Annotated in this window: 19 protein-coding genes; 12 read left to right on the forward strand and 7 right to left on the reverse strand. The window is 66.6% G+C overall.

What is annotated here, in order from left to right:
- Nucleotides 1–90 precede the first annotated feature (90 nt).
- Nucleotides 91–2,889, forward strand: a complete 2,799-nt coding sequence (locus AC5P6S_RS08240; protein WP_224119423.1) for a bifunctional diguanylate cyclase/phosphodiesterase — start codon at nucleotides 91–93, stop codon at nucleotides 2,887–2,889.
- 19 nt (nucleotides 2,890–2,908) lie between these two features.
- Here AC5P6S_RS08240 and AC5P6S_RS08245 read toward each other — a convergent pair whose 3' ends face one another.
- On the reverse strand, nucleotides 2,909–3,502 hold the full coding sequence (locus tag AC5P6S_RS08245) for an LOG family protein (RefSeq protein ID WP_005409253.1): 594 nt from the start codon (nucleotides 3,500–3,502) through the stop codon (nucleotides 2,909–2,911).
- Nucleotides 3,503–3,685: 183 nt separating this feature from the next.
- Entirely contained in the window at nucleotides 3,686–5,182 is a 1,497-nt protein-coding gene (locus AC5P6S_RS08250; RefSeq protein ID WP_049395739.1) for an aminotransferase class III-fold pyridoxal phosphate-dependent enzyme, read from the reverse strand.
- Nucleotides 5,183–5,393: 211 nt separating this feature from the next.
- On the opposite strand from AC5P6S_RS08250, the gene queA reads away from it, so the two are divergent.
- The 6 genes from queA to fabV all read left to right on the forward strand — a co-directional run bounded on the left by queA (nucleotide 5,394) and on the right by fabV (nucleotide 13,111).
- Complete coding sequence (queA, locus tag AC5P6S_RS08255) at nucleotides 5,394–6,461, forward strand: tRNA preQ1(34) S-adenosylmethionine ribosyltransferase-isomerase QueA (protein ID WP_012479927.1); 1,068 nt, start codon at nucleotides 5,394–5,396, stop codon at nucleotides 6,459–6,461.
- A 177-nt stretch (nucleotides 6,462–6,638) separates the two neighbouring features.
- Nucleotides 6,639–7,769, forward strand: a complete 1,131-nt coding sequence (tgt, locus tag AC5P6S_RS08260; RefSeq protein WP_005409256.1) for a tRNA guanosine(34) transglycosylase Tgt — start codon at nucleotides 6,639–6,641, stop codon at nucleotides 7,767–7,769.
- Nucleotides 7,770–7,902: 133 nt separating this feature from the next.
- Nucleotides 7,903–8,247 carry a preprotein translocase subunit YajC gene (yajC, locus tag AC5P6S_RS08265; protein ID WP_005409257.1) on the forward strand — a complete coding sequence of 115 codons (345 nt, stop codon included), beginning with the start codon at nucleotides 7,903–7,905 and terminating at the stop codon, nucleotides 8,245–8,247.
- A gap of 62 nt (nucleotides 8,248–8,309) precedes the next feature.
- A complete protein-coding gene (gene secD, locus AC5P6S_RS08270) occupies nucleotides 8,310–10,166 on the forward strand; it encodes a protein translocase subunit SecD (RefSeq protein WP_180872412.1) in 1,857 nt (618 codons plus the stop codon).
- 16 nt (nucleotides 10,167–10,182) lie between these two features.
- On the forward strand, nucleotides 10,183–11,163 hold the full coding sequence (gene secF / locus AC5P6S_RS08275; protein WP_005413022.1) for a protein translocase subunit SecF: 981 nt from the start codon (nucleotides 10,183–10,185) through the stop codon (nucleotides 11,161–11,163).
- A 688-nt stretch (nucleotides 11,164–11,851) separates the two neighbouring features.
- Complete coding sequence (gene fabV / locus AC5P6S_RS08280; protein WP_005413023.1) at nucleotides 11,852–13,111, forward strand: enoyl-ACP reductase FabV; 1,260 nt, start codon at nucleotides 11,852–11,854, stop codon at nucleotides 13,109–13,111.
- A 106-nt stretch (nucleotides 13,112–13,217) separates the two neighbouring features.
- Here the strand turns inward: fabV and AC5P6S_RS08285 are convergent, their stop codons facing one another.
- The 3 genes from AC5P6S_RS08285 to AC5P6S_RS08295 form a co-directional block, all read right to left on the reverse strand.
- Nucleotides 13,218–15,287, reverse strand: coding sequence for an EAL domain-containing response regulator (locus AC5P6S_RS08285; RefSeq protein ID WP_005413024.1), 2,070 nt, complete (start codon nucleotides 15,285–15,287; stop codon nucleotides 13,218–13,220).
- 91 nt (nucleotides 15,288–15,378) lie between these two features.
- Nucleotides 15,379–16,563: a BaiN/RdsA family NAD(P)/FAD-dependent oxidoreductase gene (locus AC5P6S_RS08290; protein ID WP_005409262.1), complete on the reverse strand. Its 1,185-nt coding sequence runs from the start codon at nucleotides 16,561–16,563 to the stop codon at nucleotides 15,379–15,381.
- Nucleotides 16,560–17,108 (reverse strand): YaeQ family protein, encoded by a 549-nt coding sequence (locus tag AC5P6S_RS08295; RefSeq protein WP_005409263.1) that lies wholly within the window; start codon nucleotides 17,106–17,108, stop codon nucleotides 16,560–16,562. The genes AC5P6S_RS08290 and AC5P6S_RS08295 overlap by 4 nt, the downstream gene beginning before the upstream one ends.
- 125 nt (nucleotides 17,109–17,233) lie before the next feature.
- Between AC5P6S_RS08295 and AC5P6S_RS08300 the strand changes: the two genes are divergently transcribed.
- The gene (locus tag AC5P6S_RS08300) at nucleotides 17,234–18,112 is read left to right on the forward strand and encodes a pseudouridine synthase (protein ID WP_235643672.1); all 879 of its coding nucleotides are present in this window, start codon (nucleotides 17,234–17,236) and stop codon (nucleotides 18,110–18,112) included.
- Between the two features lie 6 nt (nucleotides 18,113–18,118).
- Here the strand turns inward: AC5P6S_RS08300 and AC5P6S_RS08305 are convergent, their stop codons facing one another.
- Entirely contained in the window at nucleotides 18,119–18,607 is a 489-nt protein-coding gene (locus tag AC5P6S_RS08305; RefSeq protein ID WP_005409265.1) for a YaiI/YqxD family protein, read from the reverse strand.
- A 301-nt stretch (nucleotides 18,608–18,908) separates the two neighbouring features.
- On the opposite strand from AC5P6S_RS08305, the gene AC5P6S_RS08310 reads away from it, so the two are divergent.
- The 4 genes from AC5P6S_RS08310 (at nucleotide 18,909) to AC5P6S_RS08325 (ending at nucleotide 22,798) form a co-directional block, all read left to right on the forward strand.
- On the forward strand, nucleotides 18,909–19,118 hold the full coding sequence (locus AC5P6S_RS08310; protein ID WP_004153307.1) for a cold-shock protein: 210 nt from the start codon (nucleotides 18,909–18,911) through the stop codon (nucleotides 19,116–19,118).
- Nucleotides 19,119–19,301: 183 nt separating this feature from the next.
- Nucleotides 19,302–19,991 (forward strand): glutathione S-transferase family protein, encoded by a 690-nt coding sequence (locus AC5P6S_RS08315; RefSeq protein WP_033834915.1) that lies wholly within the window; start codon nucleotides 19,302–19,304, stop codon nucleotides 19,989–19,991.
- A 32-nt stretch (nucleotides 19,992–20,023) separates the two neighbouring features.
- The gene (locus AC5P6S_RS08320) at nucleotides 20,024–21,589 is read left to right on the forward strand and encodes a protein adenylyltransferase SelO (protein WP_049395144.1); all 1,566 of its coding nucleotides are present in this window, start codon (nucleotides 20,024–20,026) and stop codon (nucleotides 21,587–21,589) included.
- A 672-nt stretch (nucleotides 21,590–22,261) separates the two neighbouring features.
- Entirely contained in the window at nucleotides 22,262–22,798 is a 537-nt protein-coding gene (locus AC5P6S_RS08325; RefSeq protein ID WP_032964924.1) for an adenine phosphoribosyltransferase, read from the forward strand.
- A 175-nt stretch (nucleotides 22,799–22,973) separates the two neighbouring features.
- On the opposite strand, the gene dbpA is transcribed toward AC5P6S_RS08325, so the two are convergent.
- Nucleotides 22,974–24,350, reverse strand: coding sequence for an ATP-dependent RNA helicase DbpA (gene dbpA / locus AC5P6S_RS08330; RefSeq protein ID WP_049397767.1), 1,377 nt, complete (start codon nucleotides 24,348–24,350; stop codon nucleotides 22,974–22,976).
- Nucleotides 24,351–24,458 lie beyond the last annotated feature (108 nt).

Here is a 24,458-nt window from a genome sequence, read left to right on the forward strand (position 1 = left end):
CGGCTCAGGGGAGGCGACGCACAGACGGCGCCAAGAGATTGTCATTTGTCCACGCATGCTGAATCGGCGGAAGAGCCACTACACGAGGCCGTGTTGAGCACGGCGCTGGTGCGCGCGTTGCATGCGCTTTTGCCGGAAACGGCCGTGGTCCGCGTTGGCTGGGACGACCCGCAGCTGGGGAGTGGCCGAGGGGGCTGGCCCTTGCCTGCGATTGACAGCGCTGCGTCCGTGGAGCCCGCCACCGGCGATGGCCAGCACGGCTGGGAGTATGACGGTGCGCGGCTGCTGCTGTCGGTTGCGGGCGCGGTGCCTTCACCCGCGTGGTGGGGGCTGGCCCGGCAGGCGATGGAGCTGGCGCTGCAGCGCGGCCGCCAGGCCGGCCAGATCAAGGCACTGGAAGAGGCCGAACGGCTGCAGCAGGCCCTGTTCCAGATTGCAGATCTGGCCGGTGCCGACCTGGAAATGCCCGAGATGCTGCGCCACGTGCATGGTGTGCTGGGCACGCTGATGTATGCCGAGAACTGCTACATCGTGGAATACGACGATGTGCGCGACCAGATACGCTTCCTGTACTTCGCCGATCAGGTCGATGACTTCGTCGCCGATCCCACGCAGAGCCATGACGCCAGCGAGATGCCGCGCAGCCTGACCGTGGCGCTGTTGCGCCATGGCAAGCCGCTCAGTGGTCCCTCGCGCAGGCTGCTGGCGCAGGTGATGGAACAGGAGCACGACCCGCAGCGTGGGCCCGAAAGCCTGGACTGGCTGGGCGTGCCGATGCTGCGGGACGGCCGCGTCTGCGGCGCCATCGTGGTTCAGAGCTATGAACAGGCAGCCCGCTATGGCGAGGCCGAGCGCGCATTGCTGGGCTTCGTTGCGCAGCACGTACAGACCGCGATGGACCGGCGCCAGGCGCAGGTGCGGCTGGAGCAGCAGGTGGCGCGGCGCACCCAGGAACTGCAGCGCGCCAACCGCAGCCTGCAGGATGAGGTGGCAGAGCGTCGCCGTGCCGAACAGTTGCAGACCGCGCTGTACAACATCGCCGAGATGGCGATGTCTGCCGACAGCCTGGACCAGTTCTATGGTCAGGTGCATGGGGTGGTCGGGCGCCTGCTCGACGCACGCAATTTCTACATCGCCCTGGTCAACCCGGCCGGCAACGGCCTGGACTTCGTGTATTCGGTGGACGAGCACAATGCCAGCCGCGCGCCACGGCCGTTCAGCCGGGGCCTGACCGAATACGTGGTGCGCAACCGGCGCCCGCTGCTGGCGTCACGCGCGCAGATCGATGCGCTGCTGGCCAGTGGTGAAGTGCGCGAGTCAGGTGCGCGCTCCCATTGCTGGCTGGGCGTGCCGTTGCTGCGCGACGATGAGGTGGTGGGTGCGATCGTGGTGCAGAGCTACAGCGAGAACAGCACGTTCAGCGTGCACGATCAGCGGCTGCTGACCTTCGTTGCGCAGAACATCGGAACCGGGCTTGCGCGCCAGCGCGACCAGCAGCGGCTGCGTTCGGCACATGCCGAGCTGGAAAAGCGCGTTGAGGAACGCACCCGCGAACTGGCCGAGGTCAACGAAAAGCTGCTTGGGCAGATCGGTGAGCGCCTGCGTGCCGAGCAGCGCCTGACCCACCAGGCCATGCACGATGCGCTGACCGGCCTGCCCAACCGCCTGCACCTGCTGGATCGCCTGCAGGATTCACTGGCGCTGGCCAAGCGTGAGGGCGGACCGGTGTTCGCCGTGCTGTTCCTCGATCTGGACCGCTTCAAGCTGGTCAACGACAGCATCGGCCATGCCGCCGGCGACCGCATGCTGGTGGAAGTGGCCAAGCGCATCGTGTCGATGGCAGGTGCCGAAGATGTGGTGGCCCGGCTCGGCGGTGATGAGTTCGCTGTGCTGCTGCAGTGCCCGCAGGGCCTGGCGCAGGCACTGGATTTCGGCCAGCGGCTGCTGCTGGCGTTGCAGGAATCGATGTGGATCGCCGGGCGCGAACTGTTTCCGTCCGGCAGCCTGGGCATTGCCCTGTGGAATCCGCGCTACCGCACCGGAGAAGAGCTGCTGCGCGATGCGGATGCGGCCATGTACCGGGCCAAGGCGCAGGGCCATGACCGCTGTGCGATCTTCGACGAGGACATGCGCGAAGAAGCCATGCGCAGCCTGGACCTGGAAGCCGACCTGCGCCGTGCGATCAACAACCGCGATTTCGTGCCGTTCTACCAGCCGATCGTGCGCTTGTCCGACGGCGAAGTGGTCGGTCACGAGGCGCTGCTGCGCTGGCAGCATGAGCGCCGTGGCCTGCTGCTGCCCGGCGCGTTCCTGGAGCTGGGTGAAGAGAGCGGCCTGATCGAACAGGTGGACTGGCTGATCTACGAGCAGGTCATCGCGGGGCTGGCACGGGGAGGCGAAGGCTACGTCTCGGTGAACGTATCGCCCCGGCATTTCCGCTCGGCAGAGTTCAGTGATCGCCTGTTCGGCCTGCTCGACAGCTGTGGTGCCGATCCGCGCCGGCTGCGCCTGGAAATCACCGAGGTGGCGTTGCTGGACGACGGCCCGCACACGCTGCGTATCCTGCAGGGCCTGCGCGAGCGCGGCATCCAGGTGCAGCTGGACGATTTCGGTACCGGGTTCTCCGCGCTGTCCTACCTCCACCGTTTCCCGATCAGCACGCTGAAGATCGACCAGAGCTTCATCGCTGGCCTGCACGGTCCGGAAGTGCAGAGTACGCGGGCGCTGGTGGAAGGCGTGCTGTCGCTGGCGCGCACGCTGGGCATTGAGACCATCGGCGAAGGCATCGAGACCGACGCGCAGCGGCAAACCCTGCGTGAACTGGGCTGCGACTACGGCCAGGGCTACCTGCTGGGGCGGCCCGCGCCGTGGGCGCACGCGGCGGGCTGAGCCACCGCGTGCAGCCGCATCATCGCAGGGCGGCGCGGCGCTTCTCGTCGATCCACTTCGAGGCCTGGGCCGGCTGGTAGTTCTTCATCCACTCCAGCATCTCTTCGATGTCCGAGCCGTACCACAGGTCCTGGCGCTGGTCCGGATGCAGGAAGCGTTCTTCCACCATGCGGTCGATCATGCCGATCAGCGGGGCGTAGAAGCCGTCCACATCGAGGAATGCGCATGGCTTGTTGCCGATGCCCAGCTGGCGCCAGGTCAGCATCTCGAAGATCTCTTCCATGGTGCCGAAGCCGCCGGGCAGGGCGACGAAACCGTCGGCAAGATCGAACATGCGCGACTTGCGCTCATGCATCGAACCGACGATCTCCAGTTCGGTCAGGCCACGGTGGGCCACTTCCCAGTCGGCCAGCTGGCGCGGGATCACGCCGGTCACCTCGCCGCCAGCGGCGAGCACGGCATTGGCCACGGTTCCCATCAGGCCGACGTTGCCGCCGCCATACACCAGGCGCAGGCCGTCGCGGGCGATGCGGTCACCCAGGGCAATGGCGCGTTCGGTGTAGGCCGGCTTGCTGCCAGCGTTGGAACCACAGTACACGCAGATCGATTTCATGGATCTTCCTGTCTCTTGGCCGGAAACGAAAACGCCCCGTCGCCAACCGCAGGGCGGTCGGGGACGGGGTGTTCTTGGATTATGAGCCCTTCTGTAGAGCCGAGCCATGCTCGGCTGCTCTTCGTTCAGATCGCGGCAAAGGCCGAGTCGAGCACGGCTCGACTCTACAAACGCCAAGCAGACTTACGCGGCAGCGGCCTGCTCGCGGCGCGGGCCTTCACGCAGGGCGCGGCCGACCATGCCCACCAGCAGGTCCAGCTCCTCGCTGTCCATGCCGAAGTGCGGGGTGAAGCGCAGCGAGTTCTCGCCGCCGTGGATCACGTTGATGCCGTGCTGACGCAGCCATTCCTCGGTCGAGTTGGCACCGTAGCACTTGAACTGCGGGGCCAGCTCGCAGGAGAACAGCAGACCGGTGCCCTGCACCTTGGTGATCAGCCCGCCCAGCTCGTTCTTCAGCTGTTCCAGCTTGTGCACGGCCTCGGCACCGCGTTCGGCGATGTTGGCGCGCACCTGCGGGGTCAGCTGGGCCAGGGTGGCGCAGGCCACGTCCAGCGCACGCGGGTTGCTGGTCATGGTATTGCCATAGATGCCCTTGCGGTACAGCTGCGCGGCATGCTCGGTCACCGCCAGCACCGACAGCGGGTACTGCGCGGCGTTGAGGGCCTTGGAATAGGTCTCCATGTCCGGCGGGTCGAGGCCTTCGAAGCCCGGGTAATCGACCACCGACAGCACGCCATGCGCGCGCAGGCCGGCCTGGATCGAGTCGAGCAGCAGCAGGCTGCCGTGGGCACGGGTCAGTTCGCGGGCAACGGCATAGAACGACGGCGGCACCGAACGCCCCGGGTCGCCTTCGCCCATCACCGGTTCCAGGAACACCGCCTCGATGAACCACTGGTTGCGTGCGGCGTCCTCGAACACCTTGCGCAGGCCGGCTTCGTCGTACGGCGCCACGGTGATCACGGAGTCCTCACCGCGGTAGCTGGCCAGGTGCTGCATGTAGCTCTTGCGGCTGGAATCGGAATACAGGGCAGGGCGGTCGGTACGGCCATGGAAGCTGCCCTTGACCACCACGCGCTTGATCGCAGCGCCAGCGTGGCGCGCACCCGGGTCGGTCTGCAGCTTGGCGTTGACATCGGCGATGCGGGCGGCCAGGCCAACCGCTTCGGAACCGGAATTCAGGCACATGAAACGGGCGAACGGGCAGCCGCCACGGCGGTGGCCGATCTCGGCGCGCAGGGCGGTGATGAAGCGCTGCTGCGACAGGCTGGGGGTCATGATGTTGGCCATCACCTGCGGGCGGGCCATCGCCTCCAGCACGGCGTCAGGGGTGTGCCCGAAGCCGAGCATGCCGTAGCCGCCGGCGTCGTACAGCACGGCGCCCTTCAGGGTGACCACCCATGGGCCGCGCGCAGCCAGTGCCACGTACGGGGTCACCGCGTCATCGGCATAGAAATTGACGAAACCGTCCTGCATCGCGTCGATCTGCGCCTGTTCGTCCTGCGCCAGCAGCGGCCCCAGGTCGGCCTGCACGCGCGCGAATTCCTCGGCAGCGGCGTCCACCGCAGCGATCAGCTGCGGGTGGTTGGCGGACAGGGCGGTCAGGGTGGCATCGTCCAGCCCGGTGGTGAGACGGGTGCCGGGCTGGCTGCGCAGGGGGGCGAGGCGTTCGATGAAGCTCATTGCAGATCTCCTGAAACAATGGGTCGCACGGGTCTTCAAAAGCAAAACGCGCGTCATCACGCGCGCTTGGGGGCAGGCTCGTGCAGCGGACTTCCGGCTCGATGCTAGCACTTGTTTTTTTGCGCGATAACCCCGCAGAAACCTGTTGCATAGCAGCATTTTCCGCGACGTTCGCCGCGAAGCACGCCGGCTCGCAGACGCTGGACGTACAATGCGCGCCATTGTCGACCTGTTGCCGCCCACTGCCTTGAAGAAGTCCGATTTCCATTACGACCTGCCGGCTGAACTGATCGCGCAGGCCCCGCTGGCCGAACGTTCCGCAAGCCGCCTGCTGCTGGTACCGCCGGCGCCCGATGCCTTCACCGACCTGCAGGTGCGCGACCTGCCGTCGCTGCTGCAGCCGGGCGACCTGCTGGTGTTCAACGACACCCGGGTGATCCCGGCGCGCCTGTTCGGGCAGAAGGCCAGCGGTGGCCGCGTGGAGATACTGATCGAGCGCCTGCTGGGCGGCCAGCAGGCACGTGCCCAGGTGGGCGCCAGCAAGTCACCGAAGGCCGGCAGTCGCATCGCGCTGGATGCCGGCGGTGAAGCAGAAGTGCTGGGCCGCGATGGCGAGTTCTACGTACTGCAGTTCCATGTGCCGGAATCGCTGGAACAGTGGCTGCTGCACGCCGGCCGCCTGCCGCTGCCGCCGTACATCCAGCGCGAGCCGGGCGTGGACGACCGCGAGCGCTACCAGACCGTGTTCGCGCGCGAAGTGGGCGCGGTGGCGGCGCCGACCGCCGGCCTGCATTTCGACGAACCGCTGCTGGCCGCGCTGAAGGACAAGGGCGTGGAGTTCGGCCACGTCACCCTGCACGTGGGTGCAGGCACCTTCCAGCCGGTGCGTGCCGATGACCTGAAGGACCACGTGATGCACCGCGAGTGGCTGAACGTCGGCGCCGAGCTGGTGCAGCAGGTGCGGCGCACGCGCGCCGCCGGTGGCCGGGTGATCGGCGTCGGCACCACCGTGGTGCGCGCGCTGGAAAGCGCGATGCGTGATGGCGAACTGCTGCCGTTTGCCGGTGAAACGCAGATCTTCATCACCCCGGGCTACCGCATCCGCAGCGTCGACGCGATGGTGACCAACTTCCACCTGCCGGAAAGCACCCTGCTGATGATGATTTCCGCGTTTGCCGGCAAGGAGCGCGTGTTCGAGGCCTACCGGCACGCGATCGAGCAGCGCTACCGCTTCTTCAGCTACGGCGACGCGATGCTGCTGTTCCCGCAGGCGGGGTAGGGCGCTGACCTCTGCCTGCTTGTGGTGGGTGCGCACCGTTGGTGCGCACTTGCAGGTGCCTGGAGACCAGGAAAGCCACGCATGGCGTGGCTCTACTGCCGTGCCGTTCCGGCCTGAATGGGCGGCCGGCCCGGTTTTGGGAGACAATAGGCAACTATTTGCCTGAACGACCGCTCCATGTCCCGATTGCAGTTCCAGCTCCAGACCCGCGACGGCCGTGCCCGCCGTGGCCGCCTGACCTTCCCGCGTGGCACGGTGGAAACACCGGCCTTCATGCCGGTCGGGACCTATGGCTCGGTCAAGGGCATCCTGCCGGACCAGGTGCGTGCGCTGGGCGCCGAGATCATCCTCGGCAATACCTTCCACCTGTACCTGCGCCCGGGCCTGGACATCATCGCCGACCACGGCGGCCTGCACGGCTTCTGCCGCTGGGATGGCCCGATCCTGACCGACTCCGGTGGCTTCCAGGTGTTCTCGCTGGCCCACCGCCGCAAGATCACCGAGCAGGGCGTGACCTTTGCCTCGCCCACCGACGGCGCCCGTGTGTTCCTGGGCCCGGAAGAGAGCATGAAGATCCAGAAGGTGCTCGATTCGGACGTGGTGATGATCTTCGATGAGTGCACCCCGTACCCGGCCACCGAGGATGTGGCGCGCCGGTCGATGGAGCTGAGCCTGCGCTGGGCCCAGCGCAGCCGCAACGCGCATGACGAGCTGGGCAATGACGCGGCCCTGTTCGGCATCGTCCAGGGCGGCGTGCACACCGACCTGCGCAGCCGCTCGGCCGAGGCCCTGCAGGCGATCGGCTTCGACGGCTATGCCATCGGCGGCCTGGCTGTGGGCGAGCCGGAGCACGAGCGCAACGCCATGCTCGACCACCTGGACCCGGAGCTGCCAAGCGACCGTCCGCGCTACCTGATGGGTGTGGGCCGGCCGGAGGACCTGGTCGAGGGTGTCGCACGTGGCGTGGACATGTTCGACTGCGTGATGCCGACGCGGAACGCCCGCAACGGCCACTATTTCACCTCGTTCGGCACCGTTCGCATCCGAAATTCCCAGTACGCGCGGGACATGGACCCGATCGAGCCGGGCTGCGGCTGCGTGGCCTGCACCGGCGGTTACACGCGTTCCTACCTGCGCCACCTGGACCGCTGCAACGAGATGCTGGCGCCGATGCTCGGTACCCTGCACAACCTGTTCTATTACGAAAAGCTGATGGCCGACATCCGCGCGGCCATCGAGGCGGGAACCTTCCTGGCCTTCCGCGAGTCCTTCTACGCGGCACGCGGGGCGGTGGCCCCGCCCCTGTAACCCGAACGCCCCTGCCAAACGGCCCAAGGACGAACGCCCGGGGCCGTGGCATACTTCAAGGCTGACCCAGATCCGCGGTCGACACCTCGTGCCCGTGAAAGGGCCGAAGCGCCGCCCAACCAAAGGACCAACGATGAACCTGCTTGCTTTCCTGATTCCCGCCGCCCACGCCCAGGCCGCCGGCGGCCAACCGCAGGGCATGGGCCTGACCACGCTGCTGTTCCCGGTCATCCTGATCGCCATCATGTACTTCCTGATGATCCGCCCGCAGATGAAGCGGCAGAAGGAGCACAAGGCCATGCTGGAGAAGATCAAGCGTGGCGATGAAGTGCTGACCAACGGCGGCATCGCGGGCATCGTCACCGACATCGGCGACAACTTCATCACCATTGAAGTGGCTGACAACGTGCGCATCCGCGTGCAGAAGGGCGCTGTCGGCAACGTGCTGCCGGCCGGTACCCTGAAGTCGGCCCAGTAAGCCACTCCCTTTCCGATGCACAACCGCGGCGCCGGGGATGGCGCCGCGCGGGACCCCAAGCAATGCTCGAATTTCCACGCTGGAAGTACGTCGTCATCCTGATCGTACTGGCGCTCAGCGCGCTGTACGCGCTGCCCAACATCTACCAGAAGGACCCGGCCCTCCAGATCACCGCCAACCGTGGCGGGCAGATCGACGATGCGCTGCGCGACCGTGTGCTGGCCGACCTGAAGACGGCCGGTGTCACCCCCGTCGGTGTCGAGAAGGAAGGGGAAAGCCTGATTGTCCGCCTGCCGGACCTGAAGGCGCAGTCCGCTGCCAGCGACGCCCTGCGCGACACCGTCGGCGAAAAGTACACCGTGGCCCTGAACCTGGCCTCGACCGTGCCGGACTGGCTGGCCAACCTCGGCGGTCGCCCGATGGTGCTGGGCCTGGACCTGCAGGGTGGTGTGCACTTCGTGCTGCAGGTCGACCAGAAGGCCGCCCTCGACAAGCGTCTGGACGCCTACACCGAAGACGTGCGCAGCACCCTGCGTGACGCGCGCATCGCGTACCAGTCGGTGGAGCGTCGCGCGGACAACAGGATCGTGGCCAACCTGAGCCCGTCCGCCGGTGATGACGCCGCACAGCGTGCCCGTGCGGCGCTGGTGAAGGCGCAGCCGACGCTCGGCTACGACGTCAGCGGCAACCGAATCACGGTGACCGTGCCGGAGACCGAGATCGCGCAGATCGCCAATGGCGCCATCGAGCAGAACATCAACACCCTGCGCAACCGCGTGAACCAGCTCGGCGTCGCCGAGCCGATCATCCAGCGCCAGGGTGCCGACCGCGTGGTCGTGCAGCTGCCCGGCGTGCAGGACACTGCCGAAGCCAAGCGCATGATCGGCGCCACCGCCACCCTGGAATACCGCGCGGTGGTCGAGGGCAATGCCCAGGACGCCATCGACTCCGGCCGCATTCCGCCGGAAGCGAAGGTCTATCAGCGCCGTGACGGCGGCGGTCCGATCCTGCTGAACAAGCGCGTGATCGTCACCGGCGACCAGATGGTCGGCGCGCAGGCGGTGACCGACTCCACCAGCGGTGCCCCGGCGGTCAGCGTGACGCTGAACAACGTCGGCGGCCAGCGCATGTTCGACTTCACCAGCGCCAACGTGAACAAGCCGATGGCGGTGGTGTATACCGAACGCGTGCCGACCGTGACCCTGGTTGACGGCCAGGAAGTGCGTGGCTTCAAGGTCAACGAGGAAGTGATCTCGGTGGCCAACATCAACGGCGTGTTCGGCAAGAACTTCCAGACCACCGGCCTGCAGAAGAAGGAAGCCGACGACCTGGCCAAGCTGCTGAAGTCCGGCTCGCTGGCCGCGCCGATGGACTTCGTCGAAGAGCGTGTGGTCGGCCCGAGCCTCGGCGCCGAGAACGTCAAGAACGGCATGCGCGCAGTGGTGTTCGCGTTCCTGTTCACCCTGGTGTTCTTCAGCGTGTACTACCGCATGTTCGGCGTGATCACCTCGGCAGCGATGCTGTTCAACCTGCTGATCGTGGTGGCGGTGATGTCGCTGTTTGGCGCGACCATGACCCTGCCGGGCTTCGCCGGCCTGGCGTTGTCGGTGGGCCTGTCAGTGGACGCCAACGTGCTGATCAACGAGCGTATCCGTGAAGAGCTGCGTGCCGGCGTGCCGGGCAAGACCGCGATTGTGACCGGTTACGAGCGTGCCTCGGGCACCATTCTCGACGCCAACCTGACCGGCCTGATCGTCGGTGTGGCGCTGTTCGCATTCGGTACCGGTCCGCTGAAGGGCTTCGCACTGACCATGATCATCGGTATTTTCGCCTCCATGTTCACCGCGATCACCGTGTCGCGTGCGCTGGCGACGCTGATCTACGGCCGTCGCAAGAAGCTCCAGAACGTGGCCATCTGACGGGACGACACGCACAATGAAACTGTTTCCGCTGCACATCCTCCCGAACGACACCAAGATCGACTTCATGCGCTGGCGCCATGTCGCCATGGCAGTCACCATCGTGGTGTTCCTGGCCTCGGTCGCCATCATCGGCATCAAGGGCTTCAACTACGCGCTGGACTTCACCGGCGGCACCCTGATCGAAGCCCGCTTCGACAAGCCGGTGGACGTCGAGCAGGTCCGCAACAAGCTCGAGCAGAGTGGCTTCGAAGGCGCCCAGGTCCAGAGCGTCGGTGGCAACACCGACCTGCTGATCCGCCTGGCCCCGCACGGTGAGCATGCGCCGGGTACCGGTGACGCCGCCGCCGAGGACAAGGCCACTGCTGCCGCAGTAGTGAAGGCGCTGTCTTCTGCCGACAACCAGGCCACCGTGCTGCGCAACGAGTTCGTCGGCCCGCAGATCGGCAAGGACCTGGCGATGAATGGCCTGTACGCGACCATCTTCATGCTGGCCGGCTTCCTGATCTACATCGCGGTGCGCTTCGAGTGGAAGTTCGCGGTCACCGCCAGCATCGTGGCGATGTTCGACCTGATCGTGACGGTCGCTTACGTGTCCCTGCTGGGTCGTGAGTTCGACCTGACCGTGCTGGCCGGCCTGCTGTCGGTGATGGGCTTTGCGATCAACGACATCATCGTGGTCTTCGACCGCGTCCGCGAGAACTTCCGCAGCCTGCGCGTGGACTCGATGGAAGTGCTGAACCGTTCGATCAACCAGACGCTGTCGCGTACGGTGATCACCGCGGTGATGTTCTTCCTGTCGGCGCTGGCCCTGTACCTGTACGGCGGCAGCTCGATGGAAGGCCTGGCCGAGACGCACATGATCGGTGCGGTGATTGTGGTGCTGTCCTCGATCCTGGTGGCGGTGCCGATGCTGACGATCGGTTTCCTGCGTGTCAGCAAGCAGGACCTGCTGCCGAAGGCGAAGGACGTCGAGGCCCTGGCCCGTCGCCCGTAAGCGTTCGCGCTGCACGCAATGCACAGAGAACCCCGCGCAAGCGGGGTTTTTTGTTGGCAGGGCTTGCAGCCCTGCACCTGCAGAGGCAGCAGCAACAGCAACAGCGGGCATTCCGTGGATTGGTGGGGCGGTGTCGGAGTGCGGGGGCGCCGCAAGTACGTCCCTGTAGGCTTGGCAGCCGCATCCATGCGGCTGACACCCCGCACTCCGACACCGCCCCACCTTTGACAGATTCCTGCGGCTGTCGGTAGGTGTCGACCTTGGTCGACACATCTGTCAGATATCGAATGAATTCAACCGTGTCGACCAAGGTCGACACCTACCAAGGCCGCACGCCGTTCCAACAGATCGCGGAAGTCTGTCGAAGGCGGGGTGGGTCCGGTTGAGGGGGCGTGAGCCGCATGGATGCGGCGACCGAGCTTACATGGACGTACTTGCAGCGTCCCCCTCAACCGGACCCACCCCGCCGACCCCCAGGAACCCAGCTTTTGACGTTGCTCTGGCTCTGGCCGTTGCTCAGGCCTCTGCGGGTGCAGGGTGCAACCCTGCAAAAGAAACACCACCCTACGCCAGCGTCGGTTGTGCATTCGGCCCCCGCGCACTACGATCCTGCGGTTCGCGCGCGCAGGCGCGCGCCCGTATTCCTGCTGAGCGCCCCGTGCGCCGCATCTGCCAACCCGAGGTATCCATGGTCATCAAACCGCGCGTCCGCGGCTTCATCTGCGTCACCACCCACCCGACCGGCTGCGAGGCCGCAGTCAAGCAGCAGATCGACTACATCCGCGCGCGTCCGCCGATCCAGAACGGCCCCAAGCGCGTGCTGGTGATCGGCGCCTCCACCGGCTACGGTCTGGCTGCGCGCATCACCGCTGCCTTCGGCAGCGGCGCCGCGACCCTGGGCATCTTCTTCGAGCGCCCGGGCAGCGAGAGCAAGCCGGGTACTGCGGGCTGGTACAACTCGGCTGCGTTCCACAAGTACGCCGACGAAGCCGGCCTGTACGCCAAGAGCATCAACGGCGATGCCTTCTCCGATGAAGTGAAGGCGAAGACCATCGAAATGATCAAGGCCGATCTCGGCCAGGTCGATCAGGTCGTCTACAGCCTGGCGGCGCCGCGTCGCAAGCACCCCAAGACCGGTGAAGTCATCAGCTCCACGCTGAAGCCGATCGGCGAGCCGATCACCCTGCGCGGCCTGGATACCGACAAGGAAGTAATCACGGAAACCACCCTGCAGCCGGCTACCCCGGAAGAGATCGCTGGCACCGTCGCGGTGATGGGTGGCGAAGACTGGCAGATGTGGATCGACGCGCTGGCCGACGCCGGCGTGCTGGCCAACGGCTGCACCACCACGGCCTTCACCTACGTGGGCGAAGAGATCACCCAGGCGATTTACTGGAACGGCTCGATCGGCGCCGCCAAGAAGGACCTGGACACCAAGGTGCTGGGCCTGCGCGAGAAGCTGGCGAAAATCGGCGGCGACGCTCGCGTGTCGGTGCTGAAGGCCGTGGTCACCCAGGCCAGCTCGGCCATTCCGACCATGCCGCTCTACCTGTCGCTGCTGTTCAAGGTGATGAAGGAAAAGGGCACCCACGAAGGCTGCATCGAGCAGCTGGACGTGCTGTACGACATCCTCTACGGCGGCAAGGCCGACGGCGTGGCGATCGATCGCCTGCGCCACGATCTGGTCGATGGCGATGGCCATACCGTCGCGCTGGTCGACGAGGAAGGCCGCCTGCGTGCCGACTACAAGGAAATGGCGGCAGACGTGCAGGGCAAGGTGGTCGCGCTGTGGCCGCAGGTCACCAATGAGAACCTGTACGAGATCAGCGACCTGGCCGGCTACAAGGCCGACTTCCTGCGCCTGTTCGGTTTTGGCGTGGAGGGTGTCGACTACGAGGCCGACGTCAATCCGGACGTGAAGATCGATAATCTGGTCGACATGACCTGACCAATGAAAAGGCCGGCGAAAGCCGGCCTTCTCTTTTGGTGGGGCCGGCCGCTGGCCGGCAACCCTGGGGACCAAGGACGCCGGCCAGCGGCCGGCACTACCGCGGTCACCCGAACTCGAACCCCATCTCCGGCAGCGCCGGGCCGACGAAGTCGCCCTGCACGTAATCCACGCCGGCACTGAACAGCAGGGTCATCGAATTGGCGTCGCTGACGAACTCGGCGATGGTGCGGATGCCGGCCTCCTGCGCGCGTGCGGTGATCTGGCTGATGCGGTCGATGTTCTCGCGGGTGGCCGCCAGATCGCTGGTGAAACCGCGGTCCAGCTTGAGGAACTGCGGCTGGAAGTGGGCGAGCAGCTGGAACGAGTCCAATCCCGAACCGAACTGCTCCAGCCCGATGCGGCAGCCCAGTGGCGCCACTTCGGCAAGGAACTGCTGCGCACTGCGCAGGTGGGTGAACACCTTCGCTTCCGGCGCATGCAGCCACAGCCGTTCGCCGGGCACGCCCTGCGCCTGCAGCTCGCGCCGCAGGGTGGCGATCATCTCTGGGTCGTCGAACGATTCCGGCGTCACCTTCACCAGTACCTGGGTGGCGTGGCCCTGGCGTGCGCGCTGACCCAGTACGGCGATGGCCTGCGAAACCACCCAGCGGTTGATCTCCGCCAGCAGGCCGTACTCCTCGGCGATGCCCAGGAACGCGGTCGGACTCAGCAGTTCGCCGTTGTGCTCCAGGCGCAGGTAGGCCTCGTACAGCTCCAGCGGCTCGCCCTGCAGGTTCAGCACCGGCTGGTAGTGCAGCTGGAAGCCGTCGCCGGCCAGTGCTTCACGGATACGGGTGACCCAGCGCAGCACGCGTTCTTCCTCGACGCGGTCGGCCGCAGCCGGGTCGAAGATGCGGCAGGTATTGCCCAGTTCGGCGGCGGCATGCGTGCACTCGCTGGCGCGTGCGAGCACCTGGCCGATGCTGGCGATCTTCTCGCCCACCTGCACGCCACCGATGCTGACCGTCACCGTAGCCGAGCGCGCGCCGATGCTGAACACATGCGCTGCATACGCTTCGCGGATGCGCTCGGCCAGTGCCACGGTCTGCGCGTAGGGCCCGGCCTGCAGCACGGCGAAATTGTGTTCGCCGAAGCGGGCCAGCTGCGCGTCCTCGCCAACGACCTCGGCCAGCAGGCCGGCAAGGGCGCCGATCAGCGCGTCGGCCGAGGCCAGGCCGATGTCCGGCAGCAGGCGCGCGTAGTGGTCCGGCTCGATCAGCAGCAGGCCGAACTGGCCTTCGCTGCGCCCGGCCTGTGCCACTGCGCTTTCCAGCTGCAGCATGAAGGTCGGGCGGTTGAGCAGGCCCGTGACCTGATCGCGCTGGCGCAGGTCCTCGACCTCGCGGGCCAGCTCCGGATCGAACTCCATGCGGCGGCGAAGCACCACCTGCAGGCAGGATTCGCCTTCGTAGGTGGCGGCGGTGAATTCCATGGTTGCCGCGAACGTACTGCCATCCTCGTGGCGGGCATCGAGCTGGTACTGCGGCGGCGGCGCCTCGCCACGGCTCAGGCCCTTCAGCAGCTGCTTGAAGCCTTCCACATGCTGCGCGGCGACCATGTCCAGCAGCGAGATGCCTTCGATGTCGTCGAACTGCTCGTAGCCGAACATTTCCAGGTAGGCATCGTTGGCACGGATGTGCATCCCTTCGTGCACGTAGGCGATGGGATCGCGCGAAGAGGCGATCAGCGCATCGCAGCGGCGCTCGGTCTCGCGCATCTGCGCTTCGATGCGGCGCAGGCCGCGACGGGCCTGCAGGTCCACCCATTGGTCGCGGACCACGGCCAACAGATGCTCGGAGCGCTGGCGCAGGGCGAGGGCACGGATGCCGTGGCTGCTGGCCTGCACCAGCTCGTCCTCGTCGATGCGATCGGCCAGCAGCACCAGCGGAATGTCCTTGCCGCTGGCGGCGATGTGCTGGGCCACCAACGGCAGCGGGATGCCCTGCGAGGGGGACGCCAGCACCAGGTCGATGGCCTGGCTGGACAGCACCTGGGACAGCTCGGCCGCATCCTGTGGACGCCAAGGGCGCACCGCGATGCCGCTGTTGCGCAGCGTGCTGACAATGGCTTCGGCATTCTCGCCGCTGTCATCGACGATCAGCAGGCGGATGGTGATGTCGTTCGCGTTCTGCATGCACTGCTCCCCAATCTGCGAATCTAGATACACGATGCGCGGCGAACCGTCCATGCGCGCGCCCCTTGCACGCATCGAACGGCGATCTGGTTCACACCACGCCACCGGCCGCGTGGCCGCTGGCCCAAGCCCACTGGAAGTTGTAGCCGCCCAGCCAGCCGGTCACATCCAGCACCTCGCCGACGAAATGCAGGCCGGGTACGCGCTTGGATTCCATCGTCGAGGACGACACCTCAGCTGTATCCACGCCGCCCAGGGTGACTTCGGCGGTGCGATAGCCCTCGGTGCCGCTGGCCACCAGCGGGAACGCGCCCAGCAGCTGCGCGGCCTGGCGCAGCACCGGCTCGTCCAGCTGGCGCACGGGCCGGTCGGGCAGCCAGTGCTCGCACAGGCGCTGCGCCAGCCGCTTCGGCAGTACCTCGGCCAGCACCGTGCGCAGCTCGGCGGCCGGGCGCTCGCGCTTCATCTGGCGCAGCCACTCGCCGGCATCCTGGCCGGGCAGCAGGTCCAGCTCCAGCGCATCGCCGGGTTGCCAGAACGAGGAGATCTGCAGGATCGCCGGGCCGCTCACGCCGCGATGGGTCAGCAGCATGAAGTTCTGGAAGCTCTTGCCGTTGCAGCGCGCCTCGATCGGCAGGGCGACACCACTCAGGTCGGCCAGCCGTTCCTGGTGCTTGCCGCTGAGTGTCAGCGGCACCAGCCCGGCGCGGGTCGGCAGCACCTGATGGCCGAACTGGCGGGCAATCTCGTAGCCAAAGCCGGTGGCGCCCATGCTCGGAATCGACAGGCCGCCGGTGGCAACCACCAGCGAGGCGCAGTGGAACAGGCCCTGCGTGGTGTGCACGCGGAACCCGTCGCTGCCGTGCTCGATGCGCTGCACGCTGCATTCGGTGCGGATCTGGGCACCGGCCGCCTGGCATTCGTCCACCAGCATCTTCACGATCTGCTTGGACGAGATGTCGCAGAACAGCTGGCCAAGCTCCTTTTCGTGATAGGCGATGCCGTGCTTGCTGACCAGCTCGATGAAGTGCCAGGGCGTGTAGCGCGCCAGCGCCGATTTGCAGAAGTGCGGGTTGGCCGACAGGAAGTTGGCCGGGGTGGTGCCGGTGTTGGTGAAGTTGCAGCGGCCACCGCCGGACATCAGGATCTTCTTGCCGACCTTGTTGGCATGGTCGATCACCTGCACCTGGCGGCCGCGCTGGCCAGCCGTGATCGCGGTCATCAGCCCGGCCGCGCCGGCGCCGATGACCACCACGTCGCAACGGATCGTGCTCATGCCTTGGCGCGCTTGCGCCAGTTCGGGACCACGTCGAGCTGCATCTGATCGTTGAGCAGCTGCACTTCACCGTCCTGGATCAGCACGCTCCAGCGCATCGCGCGCTGGATCTGCTGGCCCCACAGTTCGACGAAGGCACCATCGAGGTCAACCACCGACAGGTTGTCGAAGCGCGCCAGGCCCTTGCCCTGCTTGCCCCACCAGATTTCCGAGGCGTTGCCGCCGTAATTGACCACCTGCACCTGCCGGCTGCGGTTGCTGGCCTTGCGGATGCGGGATTCGTCGGGATGGCCCAGGTCGATCCATTGCAGGATGTCGCCGGTGTAGTCGTGTTCCCACAGGTCCGGCTCATCGTCGGTACTCAGGCCGCGGCCGAATTCCAGGCGGTCGCCGGCGTTCAGCGCGAAGGCGAGCAGGCGCACCATCAATCGTTCGTCGGTCTCGGACGGGTGCTGGGCCAAGGTCAGGTTGTGGGTTGCGTAGTAGCCGCGATCCATGTCGCTGATCTGCAGTTCGGCCTTGCGGATGGTGGCGGTAAGAGCCATGGGGGATCCGTGGACTAAAGACGTCAATGATAGAGGTTTGCTCCAAGGGTGTCCGTTGCCGGGCTGTCTGCGCAGCGTCAACGGTGGCACTCTTGGCGCTCTTTCCCGTGGCCGGAATGGACGCCATGACCCTGCCCAGCCACCTGCAGCTGCCCCCCGGCCACTGGCCCAGCCTGCTCGATGGCCTGTGCGCGCGTTTCCCTCGCATCGGTCGCGCGCAATGGCAGGACCGCTTCGCCCGAGGCCGTGTGCAGGATGCGCAGGGCAGGGCACTGGCGCCGGACATGCCCTGGCAGGTGGGGCTGGAAATCCAGTACTTCCGCGAGGTTGCCGACGAGCCGGTGATTCCCTTCGTCGAGACCATCCTGCATCTGGATGCGCACCTGCTGGTGGCCGACAAGCCGCACTTCCTGCCGGTAACGCCGGCCGGTGGGTATGTGCGCGAAACCCTGCTGTCGCGCTTGGTCGCACGCACCGGCAACACCGAACTGGCGCCGTTGCACCGCCTGGACCGGCTGACCGCCGGCGTGGTGCTGTTCTCGACCCAGGCAGCCACGCGCGATGCCTATCAGCGGCTGTTCCGCGAGCGGCGCATCGAGAAGACCTATGAGGCGCTGGCACCGGCGCTGCCCGGGCTGGCGTTTCCGTTGCAGCGGGACAGCCGTCTGGTGCCGGGGGAGCCGTTCTTCCGCATGGCCGAAGTGCGGGGCGAGCCCAATGCGCGCAGCCTGATCGAGCCGATCGAGGCCGAAGGGCCGGTCTGGCGCTACCGGCTGAAGCCGGAAACCGGTCGCAAACATCAGCTGCGCGTGCATATGGCGATGTTGGGCGCCCCCATCGAGGGCGATGACCTGTATCCGCAGCTGAGGCCGCGCCGGGATGACACGTTCGAGTCGCCCCTGCAGCTGCTGGCGCAGGGGCTGGCCTTCGATGATCCGCTGACCGGGGAACCGCGGCGGTTCAGCAGCCAGCGCCGCCTGTGCCTGCCCGCCCAGAGCGGGTAGGGCCGTTCAGCGAACCGGGCGCCGCGCCAGCCAGCGGTCCAGCTCGGCGGCGAACAGCTGCCGGTCGCGCTGGCCCAGTGGCGGCGGGCCGCCGGTCTGGACCCCGGCGCCGCGCAGTTCTTCCATGAAATTGCGCATCGACAGCCGCTCGGCCATGTTGTTCGGCGTGTACAGCTGGCCGCGCGGGTTCAGCGCCACGGCCTTCTTCTCCAGCACCAGCGCGGCCAGCGGGATGTCCTGGGTGACGACCAGGTCTCCGGCAGCGACCCGTTCGACGATGGCGCTGTCGGCCACGTCCAGGCCCTGGGGCACCTGGATCGAACGCAGCCAGCGTGAGGGCGGGGTGCGGATCCACTGGTTGGCAACCAGGGTCAGTTCGATCCCAACGCGTTCAGCGGCACGGAACAGGATGTCGCGAATGACGGTGGGGCAGGCGTCCGCGTCCACCCAGATGCGGGGGAGGGCGGGTTCAGCTTGGGTTTCAGCTTCAGTCATTTACCCAGTGTAGGGTAGGAAAATCCTGAATGGGGACTCGGGGTTAGCCTCGATCGGCTGCCAGCCCTTGTCACGTCTAGCGGGCGGGGCCAGCCGATGAACGTCCGGGCTATCGCTTTTTGCAGAAAACACGCGTATCGTTCGTCCCACTGTGTTTGCTAGGGTCACCGTGAATCGTGGCCTGGTGCAGTTGATCTCACGATCCGCTCATCGATCCGCTTTACCAACGCCTGCAACTCAGTCTCGGCCCCGATACCCGGTGGCTGCGATTTTTTCAACATGTGTTTCAGGAGTTAGTCAAATGTCTGATCGTCAGACCGGCACCGTCAAGTGGTTCAACGACGCCAAGGGCTTCGGCTTCATCACCCCGGAAAGCGGCCCGGACCTGTTTGTGCACTTCCGTGCCATCCAGGGCACCGGCTTCAAGACCCTGCAGGAAGGCCAGAAGGTTACCTTCATCGCCGTCCAGGGCCAGAAGGGTATGCAGGCTGACCAGGTGCAGGCGGTCTAATCCGTCTGCTACCGTTTGGTAGCCAGAACGCCGGAAGCGAAAGCTTCCGGCGTTTTTTATTGCCTGCTGCTTTGTAGAGTCGAGATTGCTCGACTGTCTCTGGAAAGCAGTCGAGCACGCTCGACTCTACAAAGGGCATGCAGCTGGCGCGGTACGATGCAGGCCTCCCCAAGGATCATCCCCATGCGCATCGTCCACCACCTGGAAAACTCCCGTTCCCTGCGTGTGCTGTGGATGCTGGAGGAGCTGGGGCTGGACTACGAACTGCGCCGTTATCCCCGGGATCCGAAGACGCTGCTGGCACCGCCCGAACTGCGCAACGTGCATCCGCTGGGCAAGTCGCCGGTGCTGCAGGATGGCGAGCTGGTACTGGCCGAGTCCGGCGCGATCCTCGACTACCTCGCAGACCGCTACGACACCCAACGCCAGCTGTCGCCGTCACCGATGCCGGCCGATGGCGCCGAGCGCATCGCCTACCGCTACTGGCTGCACTACGCCGAAGGCTCGGCGATGCCGCCGCTGCTGCTGACCCTGGTGATGGGCCGCATCCGCAACGCGCCGATGCCGTTCTTCGCCCGCCCGATTGCGCGCAGCATCGCCGACAAGGCCGAGCGTGGCTTCATCGGCCCGCAGCGACGACTGCACCTGGACTGGATGGAGCGCCGCCTGTCCGAAAGCCCGTGGTTCGCGGGTGAGCGGTTCAGCGCAGCCGACATCCAGATGAGCTTCCCGATCCAGGCTGCGGCCGCACGGGGTGGTGGCCTCGACGACAAGCCGGCGCTGCGTGGCTTTCTCAAGCGTATCAGCGAGCGGCCGGCCTATCAGCGCGCCGAAGCCCACGGCGGTCATCTGCAGGCGCTCAGCGGCAATTGAGGCGGGCGGCGGTCGCCCCCATCTCCAATCCCATGGATACCGACAGCCCCCGTTTCGACAACCGACTGCTGCATGCCCTGCCGGGCGACCCCGAATCCGGCCCGCGCCGCCGCGAAGTGCTGGGCGCGGCCTGGTCGCCGGTGATGCCGACTCCAGTGGCGGCGCCCACGCTGCTGGCCTGGGCGCCGGACGTCGCCGCGATGCTTGGCTTCGATACCGCTGAAGTCGAAAGCGAAGGCTTCGCGCAGGTGTTCGGCGGCAATGCGCTGTACGCCGGCATGCAGCCGTGGGCGGCCAATTACGGTGGCCATCAGTTCGGCCACTGGGCGGGCCAGCTCGGCGACGGCCGCGCGATCTCGCTGGGCGAACTGGTCGCACCGGATGGCCGTCATTGGGAACTGCAGCTGAAGGGTGCCGGTCCCACGCCGTATTCGCGGGGTGCTGATGGCCGCGCAGTGCTGCGCTCATCCATCCGTGAATTCCTGTGCAGCGAAGCGATGCATCACCTGAGCGTACCGACCACGCGCGCGCTGTCGCTGGTCGGCACCGGCGAAGACGTGGTACGCGACATGTTCTACGACGGCCACCCGCGTGCCGAGCCCGGCGCCATCGTGTGCCGGGTATCGCCCTCGTTCCTGCGCTTTGGTTCATTCGAACTGCCAGCGTCACGCGGCGAAACTGCCTTGTTGCGGCAGCTGGTCGACGCGTGCATCGCCCGCGACTTTCCGGAGCTCGAAGGGCAGGGTGAGGCGCTGTACGGCGACTGGTTCGCGCAGATCGCGGTGCGCACTGCCGAGATGATCGCGCACTGGATGCGCGTCGGTTTCGTGCATGGCGTGATGAACACCGACAACCTGTCCGTGCTCGGCCTCACGCTCGACTACGGTCCTTATGGCTGGGTCGAGGACTTCGACCCGGACTGGACACCGAACACCACCGATGCCCAGGGGCGTCGCTACCGCTTCGGTACACAGCCGCAGGTGGCGTACTGGAACCTGAGCCGATTGGCACAGGCGTTGTCACCGTTGTTCGCCGATGTCGAACCGTTGCAGGCAGGATTGGCCGCGTACCAGTCCACCTTCGTCGCCTGCACCCGTCGCGATGCCGCAGCGAAACTCGGCCTGGCTGCGGCGGATGATGAAGACCTGCAGTTCTACCTGCGCTGGCAGCAGTTGATGCAGGACGGCGCAATGGACATGACCCTGGCCTGGCGCGCGCTGATGCGCGTTGATCCAGCGTCGCCCGATGTGGGTGTGCTGGACGCGGTGTACTACGACGAGGCACGCCAGCAGTCGGTGCAGGCACCGTTGCAGCAGTGGCTGCAGGATTACGCGGCGCGGCTGCGCGTGGATCCGCTGTCGGCCAGCGAGCGCACGGCGAAGATGGCCGCGGCCAATCCGCTGTACGTGCTGCGCAACTGGCTGGCGCAGGAGGCCATCGATCGCGCCGAACAGGGCGACCTCGGCGGTGTTCATGCGTTACAGGATGTGCTGCGCGATCCGTATACCGAGCGCGCCGGCCTGGAGCACTATGCCGGCAAGCGGCCGGCGTGGGCCGACAACCGCGCCGGCTGCTCGATGTTGTCCTGCAGTTCCTGAGGGTGGGTTTCGGCAGGGCTGCGCCCTGCACCCGCAGAGGCCAGGTCAACAGCCAGAGCAAAAGCTGGATTCCGTGGTTTGGCGGGGCGGTGTCGGAGTGCGGGGACGCCGCAAGTACGTCCGTGTAGGCTTGGCAGCCGCTTGCTCGTGTGCGCTTTCCTGCGCACACGGCAAGACCGGGGTTGGGCGTCCTGCCCAACCCGCCCGAGGCATGCCTCGGGCCCATGCGGCTGACACCCCGCACTCCGACACCGCCCCGCCTCCGACAGATTCCCGTTGCTGTGGGTAGGTGTCGACCTTGGTCGACACGGTCGATCCACGCCATGCGTGGATGCTTTTTGTTCAATTCTCGAAATATTCGATTTCGATGAAGATTCATCCACGCATGGCGTGGATCTACGACAGGTCGCAGGAAACTGTCGAAGGCGGGGTGGGTCCGGTTGCGGGGGCGTGAGCCGCATGGATGCGGCGACCGAGCTTACATGGACGTACTTGCAGCGGCCCCCGCCACCGGACCCACCCCGCCATCCCACAGGAAACCCGCTTCTGCCGTTGCCGTTGCCGTTGCTTGAAGCCTCTGCAGGTGCCGGGCGCAGCCCGGCCGAACACCCCCAACAGGCAGCCGGCGCCCGGAACAGGTACCCTATGCCGCCATCAGATAGCCAATGTGACATGACCGACGCCCTCGTCGCTCCGCAGTGGGCCTCCCGACTGCGCGACATCGCCGACTTCCCCAAGCCCGGCATCCTCTTCAAGGACATCATGCCGCTGCTCGCCCATAGCGAGGACTTCCGCGGTGCCATCACCGCGATGGCCGACCGTTGGCGCGACCAGAAGCTGGACGCGGTGATCGGTATCGAATCGCGTGGCTTCATCCTCGGCGCCGCGATGGCGCTGGAACTGGGCGTGGGCTTCGTGCCGGTGCGCAAGCCGGGCAAGCTGCCGGGCCAGGTGCTGCGCGAGGAATACACGCTGGAATACCGCAGTGACTGCATCGAAGTGCACGCCGATGCGCTGCCGGCCGGGGCCCGCGTGGCGATCATCGACGACGTGCTGGCCACCGGCGGCACGCTGGTCGCTGCGCTGTCGCTGGTGCGCCGCCTGGGCGTGAACGTGGTCGGTGCCGGTGTACTGGTCGAACTGGACGGCCTGGGTGGTCGCGCCCGCTGGGAATCGGATCTGCCGCTGCACACCGAACTGGTGTTCTGATCGAAGGGCAGGTGCCAACCAAGGTTGGCATCTACCAGAGCGAATGGCCGGGAACCGGTAGTTGCCAACCGTGGTTGGCAGCGCCTTTCGCGACTGACGCCGCGGAATGGGCCAACCAAGGTTGGCCACTACCAGGTCAGATCGTTGCCAACCGTGGTTGGCAACGCTGCTTCAATCACATCATCCGCACGCGGAAACGACGGCCCTTGATCTTGCCGGCTTCCAGCTTGGCCACGGCCTTGGTGGCCTGCTCACGCGCGATCGCCACGTAGGAGCGGGTCGGGAAGATCGCGATCTTGCCGATGAACTTGCTCGACAGGCCGGCATCACCGGTCAGTGCACCGAGAATGTCGCCTGGGCGCAGCTTGTCGGTCTTGCCACCGTCGATCCGCAGCGTGCGCATCGCGGCCTGCGGCAGTTCGGCCGGGCGCGAGGTTGCCAGCGGCGTCTTCTGCCAGTCCAGCGGCTGCCCCATCTGCGCTTCGATGGCTTCGGCACGGGTCTTCTCGCGACCGGCCACCAGGCTGATCGCCAGGCCGCTGGCACCGGCACGGCCGGTGCGGCCCACGCGGTGCTGGTAGCTCTCCACGTCGGTCGGCAGCTCGTAGTTGATCACCGCCGCCAGCTCTTCCACGTCCAGGCCGCGTGCGGCCACGTCGCTGGCCACCAGCACGTTGCAGCTGCGGTTGGCCAGCAGCAACAACACTTCCTCGCGGTCGCGCTGTTCCATGTCGCCATGCAGAGCCAGTGCGGAGAAGCCGAACTGCTGCAGCGAGTTGGCAACTTCGTCCACGTCCTTGCGGGTGTTGCAGAACACCACCGCCGATTCCGGGGTGTACTTCAGCAGCAGGCCGGCCAGCGCCTTCTGGCGGTGCGCCGGTTCCACCTCGCAGAACAGGTGGCGGATCGCCGGTGCCTGGTCGGCGCCTTCCACCGTTACTTCCACCGCGTCGCGCAGCAGGTCACGCGCCATGGCGCGGATGCTGTCGGGGAAGGTGGCCGAGAACAGCAGGCTCTGGCGGTCCTTGTGGGTGCGGCCGGCGATCTCGCGGATCGGCTCCTCGAAGCCCATGTCGAGCATGCGGTCGGCCTCGTCCAGCACCAGCGTGCGCACCGCGCCAAGATTCAGCGCGCGCTTGCGTGCCAGCTCCTGCACGCGGCCGGGCGTGCCCACCACAACGTGTGGGTCATGGCCTTCCAGCGAGGCCAGCTGCGGGCCCAGCGGCACGCCGCCGACCAGCAGCAACAGCTTCAGGTTGGGGATGCCGGTGGCCAGCTTGCGGATCTGCTTGCCGACCTGGTCGGCCAGTTCGCGGGTCGGGCACAGCACCAGCGCCTGCACGCGGATCAGGCTGGGGTCGATGGACTGCAGCAGGCCCAGGCCGAAGGCGGCGGTCTTGCCGCTGCCGGTGGGTGCCTGTGCGATTACATCGCGGCCATCCAGGATGGCCGGCAGGCTCTGCGCCTGCACGGGGGTGAGGGTGGTATAGCCGAGGGCATCCAGGCCGGGCTGCAGGGCCGGGCTCAGCGGCAGGGTCGAGAAGTCAGTCATGGCGCATTGTACCTGCCTGCACGGCCGGTCCCGCCCAATGGGGTGGGGACGGATCCCTTTCCGCAGGAAAGGGCTCTGACCCCGTCGGAGTCGTCATCCACGCACGGC

The sequence above is a fragment of the Stenotrophomonas sp. YJH_SMC_119 genome (assembly GCF_059368315.1).